Origin of the sequence: Streptomyces sp. NPDC087300 (genome assembly GCF_044744425.1) — a bacterium.
Classification (GTDB): domain Bacteria; phylum Actinomycetota; class Actinomycetes; order Streptomycetales; family Streptomycetaceae; genus Streptomyces.
The window spans coordinates 1,044,498-1,066,643 of sequence record NZ_JBIUYI010000002.1 but is presented as its reverse complement, the minus strand read 5'-3'; the positions used below and the strand labels follow the sequence as shown (position 1 = coordinate 1,066,643).

Annotated in this window: 19 protein-coding genes; 5 read left to right on the top strand and 14 right to left on the bottom strand. The window is 70.2% G+C overall.

Features of this window, described 5'->3' with window-relative positions; all coding sequences use genetic code 11:
• The first annotated feature begins 330 nt into the window (after positions 1-330).
• Complete coding sequence (locus ACIO9J_RS10330; protein WP_401995485.1) at positions 331-993, top strand: bifunctional DNA primase/polymerase; 663 nt, start codon at positions 331-333, stop codon at positions 991-993.
• Positions 994-1,133: 140 nt separating this feature from the next.
• Here ACIO9J_RS10330 and ftsY read toward each other — a convergent pair whose 3' ends face one another.
• Positions 1,134-2,366 carry a signal recognition particle-docking protein FtsY gene (gene ftsY / locus ACIO9J_RS10325; RefSeq protein WP_401995482.1) on the bottom strand — a complete coding sequence of 411 codons (1,233 nt, stop codon included), beginning with the start codon at positions 2,364-2,366 and terminating at the stop codon, positions 1,134-1,136.
• Positions 2,367-2,564: 198 nt separating this feature from the next.
• On the opposite strand from ftsY, the gene ACIO9J_RS10320 reads away from it, so the two are divergent.
• Together ACIO9J_RS10320 and ACIO9J_RS10315 are read left to right on the top strand one after the other, a co-directional pair.
• The gene (locus tag ACIO9J_RS10320; protein ID WP_401995479.1) at positions 2,565-4,022 is read left to right on the top strand and encodes a purine-cytosine permease family protein; all 1,458 of its coding nucleotides are present in this window, start codon (positions 2,565-2,567) and stop codon (positions 4,020-4,022) included.
• A gap of 171 nt (positions 4,023-4,193) precedes the next feature.
• Positions 4,194-5,177, top strand: coding sequence for an LLM class flavin-dependent oxidoreductase (locus tag ACIO9J_RS10315; protein ID WP_401995476.1), 984 nt, complete (start codon positions 4,194-4,196; stop codon positions 5,175-5,177).
• Positions 5,178-5,227: 50 nt separating this feature from the next.
• On the opposite strand, the gene ACIO9J_RS10310 is transcribed toward ACIO9J_RS10315, so the two are convergent.
• From ACIO9J_RS10310 to ACIO9J_RS10295, 4 genes are all read right to left on the bottom strand, one after another.
• A complete protein-coding gene (locus ACIO9J_RS10310) occupies positions 5,228-6,649 on the bottom strand; it encodes a sugar porter family MFS transporter (RefSeq protein ID WP_401995473.1) in 1,422 nt (473 codons plus the stop codon).
• 252 nt (positions 6,650-6,901) lie between these two features.
• Positions 6,902-10,456, bottom strand: a complete 3,555-nt coding sequence (smc, locus tag ACIO9J_RS10305; protein WP_401995470.1) for a chromosome segregation protein SMC — start codon at positions 10,454-10,456, stop codon at positions 6,902-6,904.
• 227 nt (positions 10,457-10,683) lie between these two features.
• Positions 10,684-10,887, bottom strand: a complete 204-nt coding sequence (locus tag ACIO9J_RS10300; protein WP_401995467.1) for a hypothetical protein — start codon at positions 10,885-10,887, stop codon at positions 10,684-10,686.
• Between the two features lie 404 nt (positions 10,888-11,291).
• The gene (locus tag ACIO9J_RS10295) at positions 11,292-11,573 is read right to left on the bottom strand and encodes an acylphosphatase (RefSeq protein WP_401995464.1); all 282 of its coding nucleotides are present in this window, start codon (positions 11,571-11,573) and stop codon (positions 11,292-11,294) included.
• A 129-nt stretch (positions 11,574-11,702) separates the two neighbouring features.
• Between ACIO9J_RS10295 and ACIO9J_RS10290 the strand changes: the two genes are divergently transcribed.
• The gene (locus tag ACIO9J_RS10290) at positions 11,703-12,590 is read left to right on the top strand and encodes a CAP domain-containing protein (RefSeq protein WP_401995461.1); all 888 of its coding nucleotides are present in this window, start codon (positions 11,703-11,705) and stop codon (positions 12,588-12,590) included.
• Between the two features lie 48 nt (positions 12,591-12,638).
• On the opposite strand, the gene ACIO9J_RS10285 is transcribed toward ACIO9J_RS10290, so the two are convergent.
• Positions 12,639-13,229, bottom strand: coding sequence for a flavodoxin family protein (locus tag ACIO9J_RS10285; protein ID WP_401995458.1), 591 nt, complete (start codon positions 13,227-13,229; stop codon positions 12,639-12,641).
• A 124-nt stretch (positions 13,230-13,353) separates the two neighbouring features.
• Between ACIO9J_RS10285 and ACIO9J_RS10280 the strand changes: the two genes are divergently transcribed.
• Complete coding sequence (locus ACIO9J_RS10280; RefSeq protein ID WP_401995455.1) at positions 13,354-13,734, top strand: winged helix-turn-helix transcriptional regulator; 381 nt, start codon at positions 13,354-13,356, stop codon at positions 13,732-13,734.
• Here the strand turns inward: ACIO9J_RS10280 and mutM are convergent.
• The 8 genes from mutM to ACIO9J_RS10240 all read right to left on the bottom strand — a co-directional run bounded on the left by mutM (position 13,707) and on the right by ACIO9J_RS10240 (position 22,124).
• The gene (gene mutM, locus ACIO9J_RS10275; RefSeq protein WP_401995452.1) at positions 13,707-14,567 is read right to left on the bottom strand and encodes a bifunctional DNA-formamidopyrimidine glycosylase/DNA-(apurinic or apyrimidinic site) lyase; all 861 of its coding nucleotides are present in this window, start codon (positions 14,565-14,567) and stop codon (positions 13,707-13,709) included. The two genes, ACIO9J_RS10280 and mutM, sit on opposite strands and share 28 nt — an antisense overlap.
• A gap of 119 nt (positions 14,568-14,686) precedes the next feature.
• Positions 14,687-15,508 (bottom strand): ribonuclease III, encoded by an 822-nt coding sequence (gene rnc, locus ACIO9J_RS10270; RefSeq protein ID WP_401995449.1) that lies wholly within the window; start codon positions 15,506-15,508, stop codon positions 14,687-14,689.
• Between the two features lie 7 nt (positions 15,509-15,515).
• Positions 15,516-15,689 carry a 50S ribosomal protein L32 gene (gene rpmF / locus ACIO9J_RS10265; protein ID WP_026165248.1) on the bottom strand — a complete coding sequence of 58 codons (174 nt, stop codon included), beginning with the start codon at positions 15,687-15,689 and terminating at the stop codon, positions 15,516-15,518.
• 2 nt (positions 15,690-15,691) lie between these two features.
• Positions 15,692-16,354 carry a YceD family protein gene (locus ACIO9J_RS10260; protein ID WP_401995969.1) on the bottom strand — a complete coding sequence of 221 codons (663 nt, stop codon included), beginning with the start codon at positions 16,352-16,354 and terminating at the stop codon, positions 15,692-15,694.
• Between the two features lie 162 nt (positions 16,355-16,516).
• Positions 16,517-17,608, bottom strand: coding sequence for a cell division initiation protein (locus tag ACIO9J_RS10255; RefSeq protein ID WP_401995446.1), 1,092 nt, complete (start codon positions 17,606-17,608; stop codon positions 16,517-16,519).
• 111 nt (positions 17,609-17,719) lie between these two features.
• Positions 17,720-18,199: a pantetheine-phosphate adenylyltransferase gene (coaD, locus tag ACIO9J_RS10250; RefSeq protein WP_199843647.1), complete on the bottom strand. Its 480-nt coding sequence runs from the start codon at positions 18,197-18,199 to the stop codon at positions 17,720-17,722.
• Between the two features lie 26 nt (positions 18,200-18,225).
• On the bottom strand, positions 18,226-18,819 hold the full coding sequence (rsmD, locus tag ACIO9J_RS10245; protein WP_401995443.1) for a 16S rRNA (guanine(966)-N(2))-methyltransferase RsmD: 594 nt from the start codon (positions 18,817-18,819) through the stop codon (positions 18,226-18,228).
• 80 nt (positions 18,820-18,899) lie between these two features.
• Positions 18,900-22,124, bottom strand: coding sequence for a helicase-related protein (locus tag ACIO9J_RS10240; RefSeq protein WP_401995441.1), 3,225 nt, complete (start codon positions 22,122-22,124; stop codon positions 18,900-18,902).
• Between the last annotated feature and the right edge of the window lie 22 nt (positions 22,125-22,146).

The following is a 22,146-nucleotide window of genomic DNA, read 5'->3' as shown; positions in this document are numbered from 1 at the left end:
CACCCATCGAACAGGAAACCGACTTGCCTCCGGCATACCCACGGGTGCTCGAACTCCCGGGGTCGTGCACTGAAAGTAATCCTACGATCACCCCTCCGGCGAGGGCGATCGCGGAAACGCCACCATTCGCCACCCCTTCGAATGAACTCCCTTGCCGCTACAAGCGATTCACTTGACATGGGACGACAGAAAGTGGGCGGAGCGGAGTGCGCCGGGGCGCATGACACCGGGCGCACCACCCGTGAGGCCACCGGGCGCCGTCGCGGGAACAGAGGGTCACGATCCGATTCCGTCACGTAACCACGACACGCTCGACCCGTTGGAGGGGGCATGGGCTTCACGATCGGCGGCACCCGGGGAACCGACCGGCCCCGGACCGGATCACGGCGGCGCGCTCGCGCGTCGGACTGCACCACGGTCGCGGAGTACACCGGCCTGTGGGGATGGAGCGCGGTGCCCGGCGCCCGTGCGCTGGACGGCGCCTGCTCGTGCGGCGCCGCCGGCTGCGCGGCCCCCGGCGCCCACCCGCTCGACTTCGCCCCCGAGGTCCCCGCGGGGGCCACGCTCGACGAAGTGGCGGACGCCTGGGCCCAGTTCCCCGGCGCCTCGGTGCTGCTGCCGGTGGGCCACGCGTTCGACGCGATCGAGGTGGCGGAGACCGCCGGGCGGCGGGCGCTCGTGCGGCTGGAGCGGATGGGACTTCCCCTGGGGCCCGTGGCGGTCACGCCGGACGGCAGGGCGCAGTTCTTCGTCGCGCCGGGCGCCGCCACCGAACTCCCCCAGCTGCTCTACCGCATGGGCTGGGACGACGCGGCGCTCGACCTGCACGGCCTGGGCCCCGGCGACCACATCACGGCCCCGCCGTCCGACCGCGGCGGTCTCGGTCCGGTCCGCTGGCTGCGCCCGCCCGCGCTCGACACGGCGACGAAACCGCCGCAGGCACGGCTGCTCCTGGGCACCCTGGCGTACGTGGCGCACCGCTCCCCCGCGTAAGCCGCCGCCCCCGATCCACGCCGCACCCGATCCACGGAGACGGCAGGGCCCCCTCGCATCTGCACCATGCGAGGGGGCCCTGTCACGCGCGCCGCGAGCTCACGTCCGACGCGAGCACCGGCGGATCGCCTAGTCGCCGATTAGTCGCCGATGAGCGCGTCCACGAACGCCTCGGGCTCGAACGGCGCCAGGTCGTCCGCGCCCTCGCCGAGGCCCACGAGCTTGACCGGGACGCCCAGTTCGCGCTGGACCGCGACGACGATGCCGCCCTTGGCGGTGCCGTCGAGCTTGGTCAGGACGATGCCGGTGATGTCGACGACCTCGGCGAAGACCCGCGCCTGCACCAGGCCGTTCTGCCCGGTCGTGGCGTCGAGCACCAGCAGCACCTCGTCCAGCGGGGCGTGCTTCTCGACGACGCGCTTGACCTTGCCGAGCTCGTCCATCAGACCGGTCTTGGTGTGCAGCCGGCCCGCGGTGTCGATGAGGACGACGTCCGCGCCGTCCGCGATGCCCTCCTTGACCGCGTCGAAGGCGATCGACGCCGGGTCGCCGCCCTCGGGACCGCGGACCGTGCGGGCGCCGACGCGCTCGCCCCAGGTCTGCAGCTGGTCGGCGGCGGCCGCGCGGAAGGTGTCGGCGGCGCCGAGGACCACGGACCTGCCGTCGGCGACGAGCACGCGCGCTAGCTTGCCGGTGGTGGTGGTCTTGCCGGTGCCGTTGACGCCGACGACCATCACGATGCCGGGGGTCTCCAGGCCCGACTCGGTCTTCACGGTGCGGTCGAAGTCGGTGCCCTCGGCCGTACCGAGGAGCTTGACGAGTTCCTCGCGCAGCAGCGTGCGCAGCTCGTCCGGCGTACGGGTGCCGAGCACGCGCACCCGCTCGCGCAGGCGCTCCACGAGCTCCTGGGTGGGGGCGACGCCGACGTCGGCGGTGAGGAGGGTGTCCTCGATCTCCTCCCAGGTGCCCTCGTCGAGGTGCTCGCGGGACAGCAGCGTGAGCAGCCCCTTGCCGAGCGCGTTCTGCGAGCGGGAGAGCCGGGCGCGCAGCCGGACCAGACGTCCGGCGGTGGGCTCGGGGGTCTCGATCTCCGGCGCGGCCGGCTCTTCGGCGACCGGCTCCTCGACGACCGGGGCGGATGCCGAGGGCTCGACGAGCGGGAGTTCCACCTCCTCGATCGTGCGGCGCGGTTCGTCGCGCGGCGTCTCGGCCTCCTCGCCGACCTGAGGTTCGGCGGAAGGGGCGGTGATGGTGGGCGTGCTGGACGGGGCCTGCGGGGGCAGCTGCTTCTTCTTGCGGCTGCCGATCACGAGCCCGCCGAGCGCGCCGATCACGACCACGGCGATGACTACAGCAAGGATGACGATTTCCATAACCCACCCAGTATCGGCCATGGCCCCGACTGAGGCCCAGATTGTGTTTTCCTCCAAAGAACATATGCCCCGAGAGGGCTTTACTCGGACTAAAGTACGATGGAGCTCGCCGCATCAACGCGCGTAGAGTCCATCGCGATCAACCCCACCGACGGATCGCGACGTTGCGAGCCGAGCGAGAGGCACGGACCCACCCCCATGAGCACCACCGCCGAATCCGAAGGCGCCCTCGAGACGCGCGGCCTTGAACCCGTCCCGGACGCCGAGCGCACGGGCAAGACCCGCGAGTTGTTCCCCACCTGGGTCGCGGCCAACATCAGTGTCCTGCTGCTCACCATGGGCGCGGGCCTGATCGTGTCCAACGGCCTGAACTTCTGGCAGGTCCTGGTCGTCGCGCTCGTCTCGCCGCTGCTGAGCTACGGCATGGTCGGCCTGATCTCCATCGCGGGCAAGCGCGGCGGCTCGCCGGGCATGACGCTCTCGCGCGCGGTCTTCGGCCAGCGCGGCAACCTCTTCCCCGGTGCGCTGATCTGGGTCGCCCGCTGGGGCTGGGAGACGATCAACGCGGTCACGGGCGCGTACGCGATCCTCACGGTCCTGAACATCTGCTTCGGCGTGGAGTCGAGCACCTGGCTGACCGTCGTCACCCTGGTCGCCTTCGTCGCCTGCACGTTCCTGATCAGTGGCCTCGGCCGCAAGATCCTGCACATCTGCAGCACCTGGTCGACGTACGCCTTCGGCGCGTTCAGCGTGCTCGTGCTGGTCTACCTCCTCGCCGAGACCGACTGGTCGGCCGTCTTCGACAAGCCCGCGGGCTCCACCGCGATGATGGTCGCGGGCGTCGGCACGATCGCCGCGGGCGGCATCAGCTGGGTGCCCACGGGCCCCGACTTCACCCGCTACCTGCCGCGCACCGCGTCGAACAAGCCGCTCGTCGGCCACGCCATCGGCGGCGCGGGCATCGTCGTCGTCCCGATGGTCCTGATGGGCGCGGTCATGGCCGTCTCCGACCCGAAGCTGTCCTCGGCGCAGGACCCGGTCTCCTTCCTCGGCGAGTTGCTCCCGATGTGGATCGCGGTGCCGTACCTGCTGATGGCGCTGATCGGCATGCTGCTGATCAACTCGATGTCGATGTACTCCGCGGGCTTCACCGCGATGACGCTCGGCATCAAGGTCCCGCGCGCCTGGGCGGTGAGCGTCAACGCCGTCATCAGCCTGATCTTCGGCTACATCCTGATGAACGTGGCGACGAGCTTCATGGGCTCGTTCATCTCCTTCCTCACCCTGCTCGCGGTCGCCTTCTCCGCCTGGATCGGCGTCTTCGGCATCGACATGCTGCGCCGCAAGACGTACGACGGCGAGGCCCTGATGGACACCAAGCGCACCAGCGCCTACTGGTACAAGGCGGGCTTCGCCTGGCAGGCGATGACGGCGTGGGCGATCGCCCTGGTGGTGGGCCTGGCCTTCACCAAGGTCGACTGGTTCAGCGGTCCGCTCGCCACGTCCTGGATCGGCCGCCACGGCCTCGGCTGGCTGGCCACGATCGTCATCGCCGCCGTGCTGTACGCGGTCCTGCCGAAGACCCCGCTCGTCGAGCAGGGCGCGGCGGCCACGGACGGCAAGGGCGAGGGCGAGACCGAGCTGGTCTCCGCCTGACCGTGACCACGAAGACCTGACCGTGACCACGAAGACCTGACCCTCCGGTCGGCCCATCCGCGCCAAATCGCGTACGGCGGCGTCCAACTTCCGTACGAGGCTACCCATCTGATGTGGCGTCAACTAGCGTCCCCCTTCGCCCGCCCATGCTCGGTGAAGGGGGACGTCTCCATGCCCGTCACAGTCGTACGCTTCAATCTCGTCGATCCCGCGGCGACGCCCGCCTCGCTGAACGAGCGCTACCAGGCCGCCCTGGAGATGGCCGCGTACGCGGACGACCGCGGCATCTCCACGATCCAGACCGAGGAACACCACGGCGCCGAGAACAACTGGCTGCCCTCCCCCTTCGCCTTCGCGGGCGCCGTCTTCGGCGCGACCCGGCGCATCGCGGTGACGGTCTCCGCGATCATCGGCCCGCTGCACGATCCGCTGCGGCTCGCCGAGGACATCGCCGTGCTCGACCTGCTCAGCGGCGGCCGGCTCGTCACCGTGGCGGGGATCGGCTACCGGCCCGAGGAGTACGAGCAGTCGGGCGTCGAGTGGAAGCGGCGCGGCAAGCTCCAGGACGAGCTCCTGGAGACGCTCCTCGCGGCCTGGACGGGCGAGCCCTTCACCTACCGCGACCGCACCGTGCGCATCACCCCGCGCCCCTTCACCCAGCCCCACCCGATGCTCCTGGTCGGCGGCTCCTCGAAGGCGGCGGCGCGGCGTGCGGCCCGGCTCGGCCTGCCGTTCTTCCCGAGCGCGCACCTGCCCGACCTCGAGGCGTACTACAACGAACAGCTCGCGGAGCACGGCACCGAGGGCTGGACGATGATGCCCGCCGCCGAGACCCCGCTGCTGCACATCGCCGACGACCCCGACCGGGCCTGGGCCGAGCACGGCAAGCACTTCCTGCACGAGGCGCGCACCTACGCCTCCTGGCAGAACGAGGACATCCACTCGGCGGTGAAGTCGGCGGCCACCACGGTCGAGGAGCTGCGCGCCGAGGGCGTCTACCGGATCCTGACGCCCGAGGAGTGCGTGACGTACGCGAAGGGCGAGACCGGCAGCCTGATCCTGCACCCGCTCTCGGGCGGCATGCCCGTCGACGAGGGCTGGCGCAGCCTGCACCACTTCTGCGAAAACGTACTGCCCCGGCTGAAGGACAAGTGACCTGTCCTGCGGCCGGGGCAGCTTCCTGAAGAGGAGGGGGCAGCGGGGGGTTAGCCCATCTCCTCCAGGGCCTTGCCCTTCGTCTCCTTGACGAACCTCATGACGAAGGGGATCGAGACGGCGGCGAAGGCGCCGTAGATGATGTACGAGCCGGTCAGCGACCACTCGGACATGCTCGGGAAGGTCTTGGTGATCGCGAAGTTGGCGAGCCACTGGGCGGACGCGGCCACACCGAGCGCCGCCGCGCGGATCCGGTTGGGGAAGATCTCGCCGAGCAGCACCCAGACCACCACGCCCCAGGAGAGGGCGAAGAAGAGCACGAAGGCGTTGGCGGCGATGATCGCGGTCAGGCCCTGCGCGTTGGGCAGCGAGACGCTGTCACCGGATCCGGTCCGGTACGAGAACGCCCAGGCCATGGTGAACAGGGCCACCGCCATGCCCGCGGAACCGATGATCGCGAGCGGCTTGCGGCCGATCCGGTCGACGAAGATCATCGCGATGACCGTACCGACGATGTTCACGATCGACGTCTCGAACGAGTACAGGAACGAGCTGGAGGGGTCCTTGCCGATGGACTGCCACAGCTGGTTCGAGTAGTAGAAGATCACGTTGATGCCGACGAGCTGCTGGAAGACCGAGAGCCCGATGCCGATCCACACGATCGGCAGGAAGCCGACCTTGCCGAGCAGATCCTTGAAGGAGGGCTTGTGCTCGCGGTGCAGGCCCGTCTCGATCTCGGCGACGCGCGCGTCCAGGTCGATGTCGGTGCCCTCGACCTCGCCGAGCACCTTCTTGGCCTCGGTGCCACGGCCGACCGAGATCAGGAAGCGCGGCGACTCGGGGATGATGAAGGACAGCAGGCCGTAGAGCAGGGCCGGGACGACCATGACGCCGAGCATCCACTGCCAGGCCTCCAGGCCCATCAGCTTGCCGCGCTGGTCGCCGTCCGCCATGTTCAGGATGCCCCAGTTGACCAGCTGGGAGACGGCGATGCCGATGACGATGGCGGCCTGCTGGAACGAGGCGAGCCGGCCGCGGTAGGCGGGCGGCGCGACCTCGGCGATGTAGGCCGGGCCGATCACGGACGCCATGCCGATGCCGATGCCGCCGATGAGGCGCCACACCGTCAGGTCCCAGGCCGCGAAGGGCAGCGCCGAACCGATGGCGCTCGCGGCGAAGAGCACGGCGGCGATCTGCATGCAGCGGATGCGGCCGATGCGGTCGGCGATGCGGCCGGCGATCGCGGCACCGACGGCGCAGCCGAGCAGCGCGGTGGCGATGATCCACCCGAGCATGTTGGCGTCGACGTCGAAGCGGTGCTGGATGGCGACGGTCGCGCCGTTGATCACCGAACTGTCGTAGCCGAAGAGGAAGCCGCCCATCGCGGCGGCCGCCGTAATGAAGATGACATGGCCGAGATGGTCCGGCTGGGCCTCTCTGGCTCCGGACTGAGGCGCCTGCGATGTGGTCACGTGTACTCCTCGGGCCACCGGCAGCGTTGCCGGGGGTGGGGGCGAGCTCTTCAAGTGGCGCACAACTTCACGCCGCCCACCACCTGAAGGTAAAAGCAACGTTGCAGAGACTATGCCTTCAAGTTTCGAAGTCAATAGGTGGGCTGCTGTGAACTTATAGGCACCGTGAGGCTACGTACGTTCAAGTCTTGAACAGTTGAAGTCGGAGTGCCATGCCCCCGGGAACAGCCGCCGACGACCGCCCGAAGGGCCCTAGCGCAGCCGCTGGCTGATCACCTTGGAGACGCCGTCCCCCTGCATCGAGACGCCGTACAACGCGTCCGCGACCTCCATCGTGCGCTTCTGGTGCGTGATCACGATGAGCTGGGAGGCTTCCTGGAGCTCCTGCATGATGCGGATGAGCCGCTGCAGATTGGTGTCGTCGAGCGCCGCCTCGACCTCGTCCATCACGTAGAACGGGCTCGGCCGTGCCTTGAAGATCGAGACGAGCAGCGCCACCGCCGTCAGCGAACGCTCACCGCCGGAGAGCAGCGAGAGCCGCTTGACCTTCTTTCCCGGCGGCCGCGCCTCGACGTCGACGCCGGTGGCGAGCATGTTGTCGGGGTCGGTCAGGATCAGCCGCCCCTCGCCGCCGGGGAAGAGCCGCGAGAAGACGCCCTCGAACTCCCTGGCCGTGTCGCGGTACGCCTCGGTGAAGACCTGCTCGACGCGCTCGTCGACCTCCTTCACCACCTGGAGGAGGTCGGCACGGGTCTTCTTCAGGTCTTCGAGCTGCTCGCTCAGGAACTGATGACGCTCCTCAAGCGCCGCGAACTCCTCAAGGGCCAGCGGGTTCACCTTTCCGAGCTGCTGGTACGCCCGTTCGGCTGACTTGAGCCGCTTCTCCTGCTCGCCGCGGACGAACGGCACCGGCCTGTTCCGCGGGTGCTCCGGGTCGTCGGGCAGCTCCTCGCCCTCGGCGGGGGGCGAGGGCGGCACCAGCTGATCAGGTCCGTAGTCGGCCACCAGTCCCGCCGGTTCCACACCGAGTTCCTCCAGCGCCTTGCCCTCCAGCTGCTCGATCCGCAGCCGCTTCTCGGCACCGAGTACCTCGCCGCGGTGGACCGAATCCGTCAGCTTGTCGAGTTCGGCCTTGAGGTCGCGACCCTGGACGCGCTCGGCGGCCAGCTCGCGCTCGCGCACCTCCTTGGCGCGCTCGGCGGCCGCGCGCTCCTCCTGCGCCCGTACGAGGGAGACCTCGACGTGGGCGAGCAGCTGACGCCCGCCGGACGCGACGGCCTCGGCGACGGCCGCCTCGTGGCGAAGCCGCGCCTTGCGCTGTTCGGCACGCGCGCGTGCCTCACGTTCGGCGCGCGCGGCCCGGTCGAGGGAGTCGGCGCGGCCCGCGAGCCCCTTCACCCGCTCCTCGTGCGTACGCGCCTGGAGCCTGGCCTCCATCTCGGTCTGGCGCGCGTTGGCACCGTCGGCGGCGAGCCGGTCGCGCACCGAGGTGTCCGGCTCCTCGTCGGCCGGTGCCTCCTCGGCCACGGCGAGGCGTTCGGCCAGCTCCTCGGCCTCCTCGACCGCGCGGTCAAGGGCGTCCTGCGCCTTGGCGGCCGCGGCCGTGCCGCGCTCCGCCTCGCCCGCGGCGCCCCGCGCCTGCCCGGCGAGCCGGCCGAGCTGCTGTGCGACCGACGACTTCTCGCGGTCGGCGGCCCTGCGTCGCTCCCCCAGCTCCTCGACGAGCCGCGCGCACTCCCCCTTGCGCTCGGTGGCGGCCCGCTGGACCTCCGCCAACTCCTCGCACTGCGCGGCGAGTTGTTCCAGCTCGGCGGCCGCCTCGTCGACGGAGGCCTGGACTTCGAGCAGGCTCGGCGCGCCCGCGGAACCGCCGTGCGCGAAGTGCGCGCCGAGCAGATCGCCCTCGGCGGTGACCGCGGTCAGCTCCGGATGCGCGTAGACGAGGTCCTCGGCGTCCTCAAGGGTCCCGACGGCGACGATCCCGCGCAGCAGCCGGCGCACGGCGGGCATCAGGTCGTCGGGCCCGCGCACCAGATCGGCGACGTACGGCGGCCCGTCGGGGCGCTCCTGCCGTACGCCCTCGTCGGGGGCGTCGGCGAGGAGCAGCGCGGCGCGCCCCGCGTCCTGCTTGCGCAGCAGGCGGATGGCCTCGGCCGCGGTGGCCGGGCCGTTCACCGCGATCGCGTCGGCACCCGCGCCGAGCGCGGCGGCGACCGGCACCTCGAACCCCGGTGCCACGGTGAGCAGTTCGGCGGCCGGGCCGAGCAGCCCCGCCAGTTGTTCGCGCGCGGTGAGCAGCGCCCCCGTGCCGTCCTTGCGGCGCAGGCCGAGCGCGAGCGCCTCGTGGCGGGCGGCCACGGCGGCCCGCTTGCGCTCCGCCGCGGTCGCCGCCTCCCGCGCCGCGGTGAGCGCCGCCTCCGCGTCGGCGAGGCCCTGCTTCGCCGCGTCGTGCCGCTCGCCGAGCTCCGCGTCGTCCGCGTCGAGCCCGTCGACCTCGGCCTTGAGCTGCTCGTACTCCTCCTGTGCGGCGACCGCGCGCTCGGCGGCCTCGTCGCGCGCGACGGCCAGCCGGTCGATCTCGGCCTGCGCGGACGCGGCCCGTGAACGCGCCGCGTTGACCTGTCCGCCGAGCCGCGCGAGCCCCTCGCGGCGGTCGGCGATGGCCCGCGCCACGTCCTTGAGCCTGCGCTCCTCGACCGCCAACTCCCTTTCGAGGTCGGCCCGGTGGGAGACGGTGTCGTCGAGCGCGTGCTCGGCCGCTTCGAGCGCGGCCGTCAGCTCGGCCTCCTGCTCCCTGATCCGGGCGGCCTCGCGCTCCATGTCCTCGGGGTCGCGCCCGCGCCGCTCCTCGGGCGGCGCCGCGGTGGCGCTCTTGACCCGGGCGTCGGCCAGCGACACGGTGCCGCGCACCCGCTCGGCCAGCTGCGACAGCTCGTACCAGGTCTGCTGGGCGCTCCGCAGCCGCGGCGTGAGGCGCCGCACCTCGTCCTCCAGCTGCGCCTCCCGTTGCAGGGCGGCCCGCAGCTCGGCCTCGGCGCTCTCCTTGCGCTGCTTGAGCGCTGCCTCGTCGGCGACCTCGGCATTGAGCGCCTCGCGCAGCCGTACGAGATCGTCGGCGAGCAGCCGCAGCCGGGCGTCACGCAGGTCGGCCTGGATGACGGCGGCCCTGCGCGCCACGGCGGCCTGTCTGCCGAGAGGTTTCAGCTGGCGCCGCAGCTCGTCGGTGAGGTCCTGTACGCGGGCGAGGTTGGCCTGCATGGCGTCGAGCTTGCGCAGCGCCTTCTCTTTGCGCTTGCGGTGCTTGAGGACGCCGGCGGCCTCCTCGATGAACGCGCGCCGCCCCATCGGGTCGGCGTGCAGCACCCCGTCGAGCTGGCCCTGTCCGACGATGACGTGCATCTCGCGGCCGATGCCGGAGTCGGAGAGCAGTTCCTGGATGTCGAGCAGCCGGCAGGTGTCGCCGTTGATCTGGTACTCGCTGCCGCCGTTGCGGAACATGATCCGCGTGATGGTGACCTCGGCGTACTCGATGGGGAGCGCGCCGTCGGAGTTGTCGATGGTGAGCGACACCTCGGCCCTGCCGAGCGGCGGGCGGCCGGTGGTGCCGGCGAAGATGACGTCCTCCATCTTGCCGCCGCGCAGCGATTTGGCGCCCTGCTCGCCCATCACCCAGCTCAGCGCGTCCACGACATTGGACTTGCCGGAACCGTTCGGTCCGACGACGCAGGTGATACCCGGCTCGAACTTCAGCGTCGTGGCCGACGCGAAGGACTTGAAACCGCGCAGGGTCAGGGCCTTGAGATGCACGCCGTCGGACTCTACCTTTCACTGACCGTTTCACCCATGAAGGTGCAGGGCACATCAGACGTAAAGAAAGCAGCGTACGCGGACAAGAAAGAAGGGACGCCGAAGCGTCCCTTGCAGATCTGGAGACAAGCGGCTGACACGGACAGCCCGACCACTTGTTGCTTACGAGACGCCTTTGCTGGAAGGCGCCCTGTAATGACTGATCAAAACAACTGATCAAGCAGTGGTCAGGTGAGCACAGGCTCCGCCTGGGGTACGTCGATGCTCTCCAGGAGCGATTCGTGAGAAGCGGCAGCCGCGAGCGAGTCGTTCTCGGCCTGGATCCTGACGAGCTCGGATTCCAGGTCCTGGACGCGCTGCTGGAGCCGTCGCATCTCGGCGAGGAGTCGCGGGTCGCTGCCGCCGACGTAACCGAGAAGCGCCTTTGCCATGATGGATGGTCCTCCACACTGAGTGACCGACCGAAGCGGTGTGGGTCGTGAGGGAATCGCACCCGCGGTGCTTGGCACTCGTTGTTACTTGCTGGTCTTGCTGGCCGTTCTCACATGCCAAACAGCTAAGGTGCGCGGGGCTTCCAGAGTCTCACCAAAAAGTTTGACGGTCAACACGATCACGCCCCGTATTGGCGGGCGGCCCGGGGGCGCGCGGCCTCGGAAGGGGCGGCGCTGCTACTCCGTCGGGGCCCTGGGGGCGTGGAGATCATCCTTGTCCTGGGAGCCTGCCACGACAAGCTCTTCTTGGCAACCACCAGGTCTTTTCTGCCTCAGGCAACTGCCCGCGACACCCCCGCGGGGCCGACGCGAACCCCCTCGGGACGCGTCCGCCCGGGTCAGGGTCAGCGAATGGCGAAGCTCTCGTATATGCCACGCGGTGTGTCCCAGATCTCTGTGACCCCGTCGACCCGCCCGGGTGTGTCGCCCTCGCGAAGCCATTCGAGCAGTGTTTGACAGCCGGCTCGGGGCCCCTCGGCGACGACTTGTACGCGGCCGTCCTCCAAATTGAGAGCAAAACCACTCAGGCCGCCGATCTCCAGGGCCTTGGCCCGCGTGAACCAGCGGAAACCCACGGCCTGCACGCGTCCGCGCACCCAGGCGGTGAGTCGTACGTCTTCGTTCATGGGTGCACGCTAACCGGCCAATTGCTCTGGAGGCACTTCGCCCCCATACGCCATCGCGTACAGTCCGGACACGATGAGCCTCACCCGTATGGGCGAGTCACGTTGATCATAAGGACGAAAGGCCAGGAGATGGGACGCCACCGACGCTCCGGCGCTGGGCGGGCCGCCGCCACCCCTGAGAACCAGCCGGGGACGGTGTCGCACCGCCGCAAGGGCCGGGTCGCCACCCCGGTCCGCACGGGCCTGCTCGGCATCTCCGCCGCCGTCGCCATGGGCGCCGTCGCGGTCGCCTCCGGCGTACTGCCCGGCAGTGACAGCTACCAGCTGGGCGACAGCGAGCCCGGCAAGGTGCGCTCGGCGGGCTCCCCGTCCGCGGTCGACACCCAGGGCGGGACGGACGGCAGCGCCGACCGCGGCGAGGCGTCCGCGCCCAGCCGTGGCACCGGACGGCCCGAGGCTCCCTCGCCCACTCCCTCCAAGGCCGACCCGAAGCCGTCGAAGACGCCGCGGCAGCCCGCCGAGAAGCCGGAGGCGGAAACGCCGCGGCCCGACGCCGACAAGAAGAAGACGCCGGCCCCCTCGCGTACGCCGGAGGAGAAGGCCAAGGCTCCCGCGCCGAGCGCGCAGTCGCCGTCCGCCGAGAGCGCGGCGGAGGCCGAGGTGCTCACCCTGGTCAACCAGGAGCGGGCGAAGGCGGGGTGCCGGCCGCTCCAGGCGGACGGCAAGCTGGCGGCGCTGGCCGGGCGGTTCAGCGAGGACATGGCCGAGCGGGACTTCTTCGACCACACCGACCCGGACGGCGCGACACCGTGGGATCGCGCCGAGAAGGCGGGCATCTCCGACCTCGGCGGCGAGAACATCGCCCGCGGCCAGGCCGACGCCCAGTCGGTGATGGACGCCTGGATGAACAGCGAGGGCCACCGCGCCAACATCCTCAACTGCGACTACCGCACCATCGGCGTCGGCGTGCACTTCGGCTCCGGCGGCCCCTGGTGGACGCAGGACTTCGGCTTCTGACCGACCGGTCGGGGCGCCCGGGTCCGCGCCCGTACCGAGGCCCCCGGCTCAGGCCGCGACCGCGGCGCGCCCCGCGATGAAGGTGCGGGCCGCCTCCGTGACCCGGCGGCCCAGGTGTTCCGCCGTGGCGACGTCCGCCTTGTGGACGCCTTCCGGGCCCTCGTCGGAGTTGGTCTGAGCGGCCGCTCCGGAGAAGAAGCCGAGGCGGTTGAGGTCGTTCTCGGATCCGGTGGTGGAGCTCCAGCCGGGGAGCAGTCCGAGGTTCACCCAGTGCATCCCGTGCTGCGCGGCGAGCGTCTGGAAGTACTGCAGGGTGTGCAGCTTGTCGCCGCTCTTGGAACCGGAGTTGGTAAATCCGGCGGCCAGCTTGTCCTGCCAGTCCCGCCCGGCCCAGCGCTTGGACGTGGCCTCCGCGAAGACGTGGAAGGCGCCCGACGCGGTGCCCATGTAGGTGGGTGAGCCGAAGACGATCGCGTCGGCGGCGTCGAGCAGCTCCCACTCGGCCTCGGTGATCTCGCCGACGTTGATCAGGTGGACGGTGGCACCCGCGTCGGCGGCGCCGGCGCGGACGGCCTCGGCGAGTACGGCGGTGTGGCCGAAGCCGGAGTGGTGGGCGATCGCGACGACGGGGCTGGTCATGGCGGCGTACTCCTCATGCGAAGACGGATGGTCGCGGCCTCGGCGAGGCACGACCAGAAGGAAAGCACTAACTTTTGGTTAGCGCAACCCGTCCGCTAGCGCTGCAGAGGAGTATGGTGTCTGCATGGATTCCCCGGACCTCGCCTACGACGTGTTCTCCAAGCAGTGCTCTTCCCGGACCACGCTGGAGCACATCACGGGACGCTGGGGCGCGCTCACCCTCGGCGCCCTGCACGAGGGGACGTTCCGCTTCAACGAACTGCGCCGACGCGTCGACGGCGTGAGCGAGAAGATGCTGTCCCAGACGCTGCACGCACTGGAGCGCGACGGCCTGGTGCGACGCGACGCGCAGCCCACCAACCCGCCGCGCGTGGACTATCAACTGACGCCGCTGGGACAGGAGATCGCCGAGCGGCTGCTCACCCTGATCCACTTCGTGGAGGGCCGGCAGGGCGACGTCGCGAAGGCGCAGGAGAGTTACGACGAGGCGCGCGGCGGCCTCTGACAGCGCGGGCAGAAGTAGCTGGACCGGTTCATCCAGGGGCGCCTGCGGATCGCGGTGCCGCACCGGCGGCACGGCTCGTCCTCACGCCCATAGGCGTCCAACGACCGGTCGAAGTAACCCGATTCGCCGTTCACGTTGACGTAGAGGCTGTCGAAGCTGGTGCCTCCGACGGCGAGGGCCGCGTTCATCACATCCCGTACGTGGCCCAGGAGTTCGGCCGTGCGCGGGCGCGTGAAGGTGCCGGTGGGCCGCTCGTAGTGCAGCCGCGCGCGCCACAGCGCCTCGTCCGCGTAGATGTTGCCGACGCCGCTGATCAGCGACTGGTCGAGCAGCGCCCGCTTGATCGTGGTGCGCCGGCCGCGCAGCGCGAGGTGGAAGGCCGCGTCGTCGAACGCCTCGTCGAGCGGATCGCGGGCGATGTGCGCGATGACGTCCGGCAGACCCTCGGCGGTGTTGTCGTGCAGAGAGAGCCCGCCGAAGGTGCGCTGGTCGACGAAGCGGAGCTCGGTGCCCTGCGCATCGTCGAAGCGGACCCTGATCCGCAGGTGCTTCTCGTCGTCGGCGTCGTGCGGCTGCACCAGGAGCTGACCGCTCATGCCGAGATGGGCGAGCACCGACTGCGCGGAATCGGCGAGCGGCAGCCACAGATACTTGCCGCGGCGCTGCGCGAGCCCGATCCGGTGCCCCTTGAGCCGCGCCCCGAAGTCCTCGCCGCCCGCGACGTGCCGCCGCACGGCACGCGGATGCAGCACCTGCACGTCCGAGACGACCCGACCACTGACCCAGCGCTCAAGACCGCGCCGTACGACTTCGACTTCGGGCAGCTCGGGCATGTCCGCTCCGGGGCGATGAGAAGGGTGGGCGAGGGGGACGAATGCCGCGAAGCGGCAGGGAAACGCGCGGTGCCGGCCGCCCCGAGCAGGGGCGACCGGCACCAAAGGATAGGCGGCCGTCAGGCCGAGGGGGTGTCGGCGGTCCCCTCGGACTGCGCAGCAGCGGCGGCGGCCTCCGCCACCTTCAGCCGCTCGTCCGCCGCCGCGCGAATGGCGCGCCATGCCGACTCCGCGGCCTGCTGCTCCGCTTCCTTCTTGCTGCGGCCGGTGCCGGTGCCGTACGAGACGCCTCCGACGCGGGCGGCAGCAGTAAAGGTCTTCTCGTGGTCCGGGCCGCTCTCCGTGACGAGATACTCGGGCACGCCGAGGCTCTCCATCGCGGTGAGCTCCTGAAGACTGGTCTTCCAGTCCAGGCCCGCGCCCAGGTTCGAGGACTTTTCGATCAGCGGGTCGAAGAGCCGGTGCACCAGCTCACCCGCCGCGTCCAGACCCTGGTCCAGATAGACCGCGCCGATCACCGCTTCGAGGGTGTCGGCGAGGATGGATGCCTTGTCCCGGCCTCCCGTGCCCTCTTCACCCCGGCCGAGCCGGATGAAGGAGCCCAGTTCGAGGCCACGGCTGACCTCCGCCAGCGCACGCGAATTGACCACCGCGGCCCGCAACTTGGCCAGCTGGCCTTCGGGCAGGTCGGGGTGGGTGCGATACAGCGTGTCCGTGACGACGAGTCCCAGCACCGAGTCCCCGAGGAACTCGAGCCGTTCATTCGTCGGCAGACCGCCGTTCTCGTATGCGTACGAACGGTGGGTCAGCGCACGCACCAGAAGGGCGGACTCGAGTGTGTACCCGAGCCGCCCTTCCAGAAGCGTGTGGGACGAGGCCGTTGTCTCCGCCAATTTCTTGGCGTCTTCCGCCTTCTTGGGGCTAGACACGGTGCCTCTCACCAGCCGCTCAGACCTCGAGGACCTGGCGCTTGTTGTAGGTGCCGCAGCTCGGGCACGCGATGTGCTGCTGCTTGGGCTCCTGGCAACGCTCACACGAAACCAGGGTGGGGACCGCAGCCTTCCACTGCGACCGGCGGTGGCGCGTGTTGCTGCGCGACATCTTCCGCTTCGGAACAGCCACGGCTACTTCTCCTGCTTCTCGTCGGCGTGCGCTGATCGAGGCGCGCCGCCGCTCATCTCGTCCTTCTCGCCGTCCTGGATGGTCCCGGCGAGTCCTTGCAGTGCCGCCCAACGGATGTCGACGGCATCGTGGTGGTGGTCCGGGTCGTCCGCGAGCCGCACTCCGCATTCGGAGCACAGGCCCTGACAGTCGTCCTGGCACACCGGCTGCATCGGCAGTGCGAGCACCACCGCATCACGCAGCACAGGCTCGAGGTCGAACATGCCGTCCTCGAGAAAGAGCCTGTCCTCGTCCTCTGGGGATTCCCCGGCGTCGTCGGCCGGTTCCGCGGTGCGGCCCCGGTCGTCGGCGTCAGGGTACGAGAACATCTCCTGGAAGTCCGCGTCGAGCTCCAGCTCTAGCGGCTCCAGACACCTTACGCACTCCCCCTCGGCCGATGCACGGGCGGTGCCTGTGACAAGCACCCCTTCCATGACCGACTCAAGGCGGATCTCCAGCTCGACCGAAGCGCCCTGCGGCACTCCGATGACCCCTTCGATACCGAAGGCGTCCGGCGAACCGGGCGCTTCGATCTCACGGGTGAGCCGCTGCTGCGCACCAGGACGCCGACCCAGCTCGTGTGTGTCGAACACGAGGGGGTTGCGGTGGTCTAGGCGCGTGCTCAGGGCTTTTCCTGCTTTCGAATCCTGGAAGTACTAAGGAGGGGCCGCCGCTGACGCCTCACGAGGAGGCTCGGGCGGGCAGCCTGAGTCGCGGACGTATGCGCGACCGAAGAGCCAGGATACTGGACCATTCGCTCTCGGCCCAATCCGGTCCCGATCCGGCCCTCAGCGCCCCTGCTCGTACTGGCGCAGCTGCTCGGCGCTGATCATGGTCGTGTCGAAGAGGCTGGCCTCCTCCAGCGCCGCGGGCGCCTCGTACCGAGGCTGCTCGTAGCCCTGCTGCTGGACTGCTTGCTGCTGCACTGCCTGCTGCTGTCCGGCCTGCTCGTAGCCCTGCTGCTGGTAGGCGTACTGATCCTGCTGCTGGTACACCGCGTACGGATCCTGCTGCCCGTACGCCTGCTGCTGGTACGCGTACTGGTCCTGCTGCTGGTACCCGTACGGATCGGGCTGCTGCTGGGGCGGTGCGTAGGGCTGCTGGGCCGGGACCGGCGGGGCCTGGGCGGGGGGCTGGGGCTGCGGTGCGGGCTCCGCGGCGGCGGCCGGGCCCGCCAGGTCCGCCAGGTACTCCGCGTCCGTGGTGTGGGCCTGGGAGCCGCCGACCTCGCCGAGGGTCCCGAGCTCGTCGGCCGGGGCGCGGCCGTGCAGGGTCTGGCGGCCGCGGCCGACGGCCTGCAAGGTCTTGGCGAGGACCGCCTCGAAGGCGCCGAGCTTGGCGTCGACGTACGCGTCGGCGTTGCGGCGCAGGGTCTCGGGGTCGTGGCTGCGCTCGGGGGCGTCCTCGTCCTCGTACCCCTGCTCGTCCACGCCGGGGCCGGTGCCGAGGAGCTTCTCGCGGCCGCGGCCCACGGACCCGAGGGTCTTGGTGAGGACGACCTCGAAGTTGGCGAGCTTGCTGTCCACGTAGTCGTCGGCCTCGACGCGGACTTCCTCGGCGGTCTGGCGGGCCTCGGTGAGGATGCGCTCGGCCTCGCCCTGGGAGCGGCGGGCGACCTCCGTGTCGGAGATCAGCGAGCCGCGCTCGGCGTGCGCGGTCTCGATGATCCGCTCCGCCTCCTGGCGGGCCTGCTCGACCAGCTGCTCGCGGCCCCCGATGAGCTCCTGGGCCTGCGCGAGGGAGCCGGGCAGCGCCTGGCGCACCTCTTCGAGCATCGAGAGCAGATCGGCGCGGTTGACCACGCACGAGGCCGACATGGGCATGGAACGGGCGCTGCCGATCGCCTCGACGATCTCGTCGATCTTCTTCTGCACGTCCACCGTGTGCTCGCCACTCTCTACAGCTGGTTGTGAGACGGACGGGACGACTGTAAGGCCATGGGGCGTCCGCCCGACACCGGGTGACGAGCCGTCAGTGGAACCGCGGGTGGGTCACTTCTTGCCCAGGCGCTCGGTCAGGGCCTCGTGGACCAGCGGCGGCAGCAGGTGGGCGACGTCGCCGCCCCAGGCCGCGACCTCCTTGACCAACGAGGAGGACAGGAAGCTGTAGGTGGGGTTCGTCGGCACGAACAGGGTCTCGACTCCCGAGAGCCCGTTGTTCATCTGGGCCATCTGGAGTTCGTAGTCGAAGTCGCTGACCGCGCGCAGGCCCTTGACGATGGCCGGGATGTCACGCTGCTTGCAGAAGTCGACGAGGAGGCCGTGGAAGGACTCGACCTCGACGTTGCCGAAATCGGCGGTGACCTCGCGGATCATCTCGATCCGCTCCTCGATCTCGAACAGGCCCTTCTTCGACTGATTGATCATCACCGCTACGTGCACCACGTCGTACAACTTGGAGGCGCGGGCGATGATGTCGAGGTGTCCATTGGTGATGGGGTCGAACGACCCCGGACAGACTGCGCGGCGCAACGTGAGTCCCTCGCTCTCCGGTCCGGTCATGGCGCGATCACTGAGTCGTCGCACGTAGAGGCGGCGCGACCGTACCAAAACGTCCCTTCGCCGTAGCGACGGGACCTGAGGGCCTCGAAACCCTCGGGCCAGCCGAATTCTCCGCCTCTTGTACTGCGTTCAACGGTGACGAGCGCGTCGGCCGTGAGCCAGCTTTCCGAGCGGAGTGTGAGCAGGATCTCCCGAAGATCGTCATCCGTGACCGCGTACGGCGGGTCGAGGAAGACCAGGTCGTACGGGGCGGCGGGGGTCCCCGACTGGACGATCTGGGCGGCTTTGCCCGCTCTGACCTCCGCGCCGGGCAGGCCGACCGCCTGCACGTTCTCCCGGATGGTGCGCGCGGCCCTGGCGTCCGCCTCGACGAGCAGGGCGTGCCCGGCGCCGCGGGAGAGCGCCTCCAGGCCGACGGCTCCCGAGCCCGCGTACAGATCGAGGACACGGGCGCCGTCGAGCGTGCCCTGGAGGGCCCCCCAGGTGGAGAAGAGGCCCTCGCGCGCCCGGTCGGACGTGGGGCGGGTGCCGTTGCCCGGCGGGACGGCCAGGCGGCGTCCGCCGGCCGTGCCGGCGATCACGCGGGTCATCTGATTCCTTCTGGCTCGCTGAGGTGCGCCCCGGTGCCGGGGTCACCCCACGATATGGCGTGCACGGGCCTCACCCCTTGTCAGCCCTTGTCGAGGTAGCGCTCGCGCTCGGCGTCGAGCAGCGCGTCGAGCGCGGTGCGCAGCTCGGGCAGGCGCTCCAGGTCGGGGTCGTCGGCGACCACGGTGACCGCCTCGTCCCTGGCGGCCGCGATGACCTCCTCGTCCTCGATGACCGCGAGCATCCGCAGGCTGGAGCGGACGCCGGACTGGGCCTGGCCGAGCACGTCGCCCTCGCGGCGCTGCTCCAGGTCGATGCGGGAGAGCTCGAAGCCGTCGGTCGTCGAGGCGACGGCACCGAGGCGGGCCCTGGCGGGACTGGCCTCGGGCATGTCGGTGACCAGGAGGCAGAGGCCCGCGGCCGAGCCACGGCCGACGCGGCCGCGCAGCTGGTGCAGCTGGGAGACGCCGAAGCGGTCCGCGTCCATGATCACCATCGCGGTGGCGTTCGGCACGTTCACCCCCACCTCGATGACCGTCGTGGCGACCAGGACCTGGGTCTCGCCCGCGGCGAAGCGGCGCATCACCGCGTCCTTGTCGTCGGGCTGCATGCGGCCGTGCAGGACCTCGATCCGCAGCCCCCGCAGCGGCCCCTGGGCGAGCTGCTCGGCGACCTCGACGACGGCGAGCGGGGGCCGCTTCTCGGCGGTGGCCTCCTCCTCGGCCTTCTTCTTGGCCTTCTTGGAGTCGGCCGCCTCGTCCACGTCGTCGCCGATGCGCGGGCAGACCACGTACGCCTGGTGGCCCTTCTCCACCTCCTCGCGCACGCGCTCCCACGCGCGGGCGAGGAAGTGCGGCTTGTCCTGGGCGGGGACGACGTGGCTGGCGATCGGCGAGCGCCCTGCGGGCAGCTGGTCGAGGACGGACGTCTCCAGGTCGCCGAAGACCGTCATCGCGACCGTGCGCGGGATCGGGGTGGCCGTCATGACCAGGAGGTGCGGGGGCTGCTTGCCCTTGCCGCGCAGGGCGTCACGCTGCTCGACGCCGAAGCGGTGCTGCTCGTCGACGACGACCAGACCCAGGTCGTGGAACTGGACCTTGTCCTCGATCAGCGCATGCGTGCCGATGACGATGCCGGCCTCACCGGTGACGAGATCGAGCAGGGCCTGCCGCCGCCCCGCCGCCCCCATGGAGCCGGTGAGCAGCGTGACCTTGGTGGCCTGCTCCGCGCCGCCCAGCATCCCGCCCTCGGCGAGCTCGCCCATCATCTCGACGATGGAGCGGTGGTGCTGCTGGGCGAGCACCTCGGTGGGCGCGAGCATCGCGGCCTGCCCGCCCGCGTCCACGACGGCGAGCATGGCGCGCAGCGCGACCATCGTGTTGTGCGTCACCGTGAAGTTGTCGGTGATGTATGCCCTGCTCGGGTGATCGACGCTGATGCACTGAACCGGCTTCCGCCCGATGAACTCGGCGCTGCGAATCCCTCGGCGGAACGTGTTGTACTTCGGCCTCGGGCACACGCGCTCGGCCTTCCGCGTCAGCCTGAACGGCATGTACTCCTCAGGCAGGGCGATCGACACGTTGAAGGCCGCCTTCTTCGGCAGCACCCTGGCCCGGCCTCCCAGTGAGCGCACCAGCCACGCGACGTCCTCAGCGAGCCGAAGGGACGCCGAGCACAGCGAGATACTCAGCCCGTCCGACTGAATCGTGCCGTCCGTGTCCAGCAGGCCCTGTAGCAGGGCCAGTCGATTCTTGATCGACGTGTTCTTGTAGATCTCGGGGACGAACTTCCCGTGTGAGGTCAGACCCCACAGCTCCACGTCGCGCAGCACTTGGATGACAGGGTTGCGCGTGCCCCTGGAACGGTGTGCCAGTTGGATCGTGTAGTCGCACGAGGAACCCGCCACACGGACCAGACGGCACTCTGGTGCGACCGCTTCGGCCGCCGCGTCGTGGATCTCCTCATCAACCGTGGACAACCGCAAGTTGTGGCGGAACGACCCGTCCCCCAACAGCAGGCCGATGAGGTACGGATCGAGCGGCAGCGGCTCATCGTGTCCCAGATCGGTCGGGGCCGCGACGGGGAGGTACCACTTCGACGAACCGTTCGCCTTGAAGAGGTCCAGACGGATCTCTCTGGTGGTCAGGACCTTCGGCGGCTGGCCTCGGTGCCAGCCGCAGCTCGTACCGACAATCCAGAGATGCTCGTCGTCACACTCGACGCGACTGCCGTCGGAGAGTGTCAGGCGCCACACATCACGCTCGCCTTGGGGGAAGACACCGCTGACGACGGCGGTCTCTCCGGTTGGCGCGACGACGAGGTCACCGGTCTTCATGTCGCCCATCGGCCGGAAGCCCCCAGGCGTCAGCACCAGCGCATCAAGCGGCTGCGCCTTGCCCGATCCGACCTCGCCCTGGAGGAGGCGGTGCATCGGGTGCTCGGTGGCCAGGTCGTCGAAGATCTCCTTGGATACCTTCTCCTGGCCCTCGGTGAGGGTGAAGGGCAGCTTGGCGTCGAAGGCGGTCAGGAGGCCGGCTTCCTTGGGCCTGCGGGCGACGGCGGGCAGCTGCGCGTCCGCGTAGCGCCGCCTGGCCAGGGCCACCTGGAGGACGAACGCCTCGTCCCACTTCAGGCGGTCGCGGGCGGCGGCGATGTCCGCCTTCGAGTGCGGCCGGTGGATCTTCAGGAGGGCTTCGGTGAGCGGGACGAGGCCGCGGCCGTCGCGGAGCGCGGGCGGCAGCGGGTCCACCGCCTCCTGGGCGCTGGGCAGCACCATGTCGACCGACTTGGCGATCTTCCAGGACTCCAGCTTGGCGGTGGCCGGGTAGATCGGCAGGAGGGCGCCCGCCCAGGAGCCGACGGCCTCGCCCACCTCGTCGCTGTCCGCCGTGAGCAGTTCGTACGCGGGGTGGGCGAGCTGCATCTTGCGGTTGAAGACCGACACCTTGCCCGCGAACATCGCGCGGGTGCCGGGGAGCAGGTCCTTGTGCGGCTTGTGGATGCCGCGGCCGAAGAAGACGAGCTGGACCTGGCCGCCGCCGTCGGTGATCGTGACTTCCAGGCGCTGGCCCCGGCCGCCGTTGAACGTCAGGATGCGCGCGCTCGCGACCTGGGCGACCACCGTGACGTGCTCGTCCAGCGGGAGGTCGGCCAGGTGGGTCAGCTCGCCCCGCTCCGCGTACCGCCGCGGATAGTGGTGCAGCAGGTCGCCGACCGTGTGCAGGTCGAGGTGCTCGGCCATCACCTTCGCGGTGGCGGGGCCGACCACTTTCTTCAGGGGTTCTTCGAGCGCAGGCACGAGATCCATTGCACACCACGGCACTGACAAT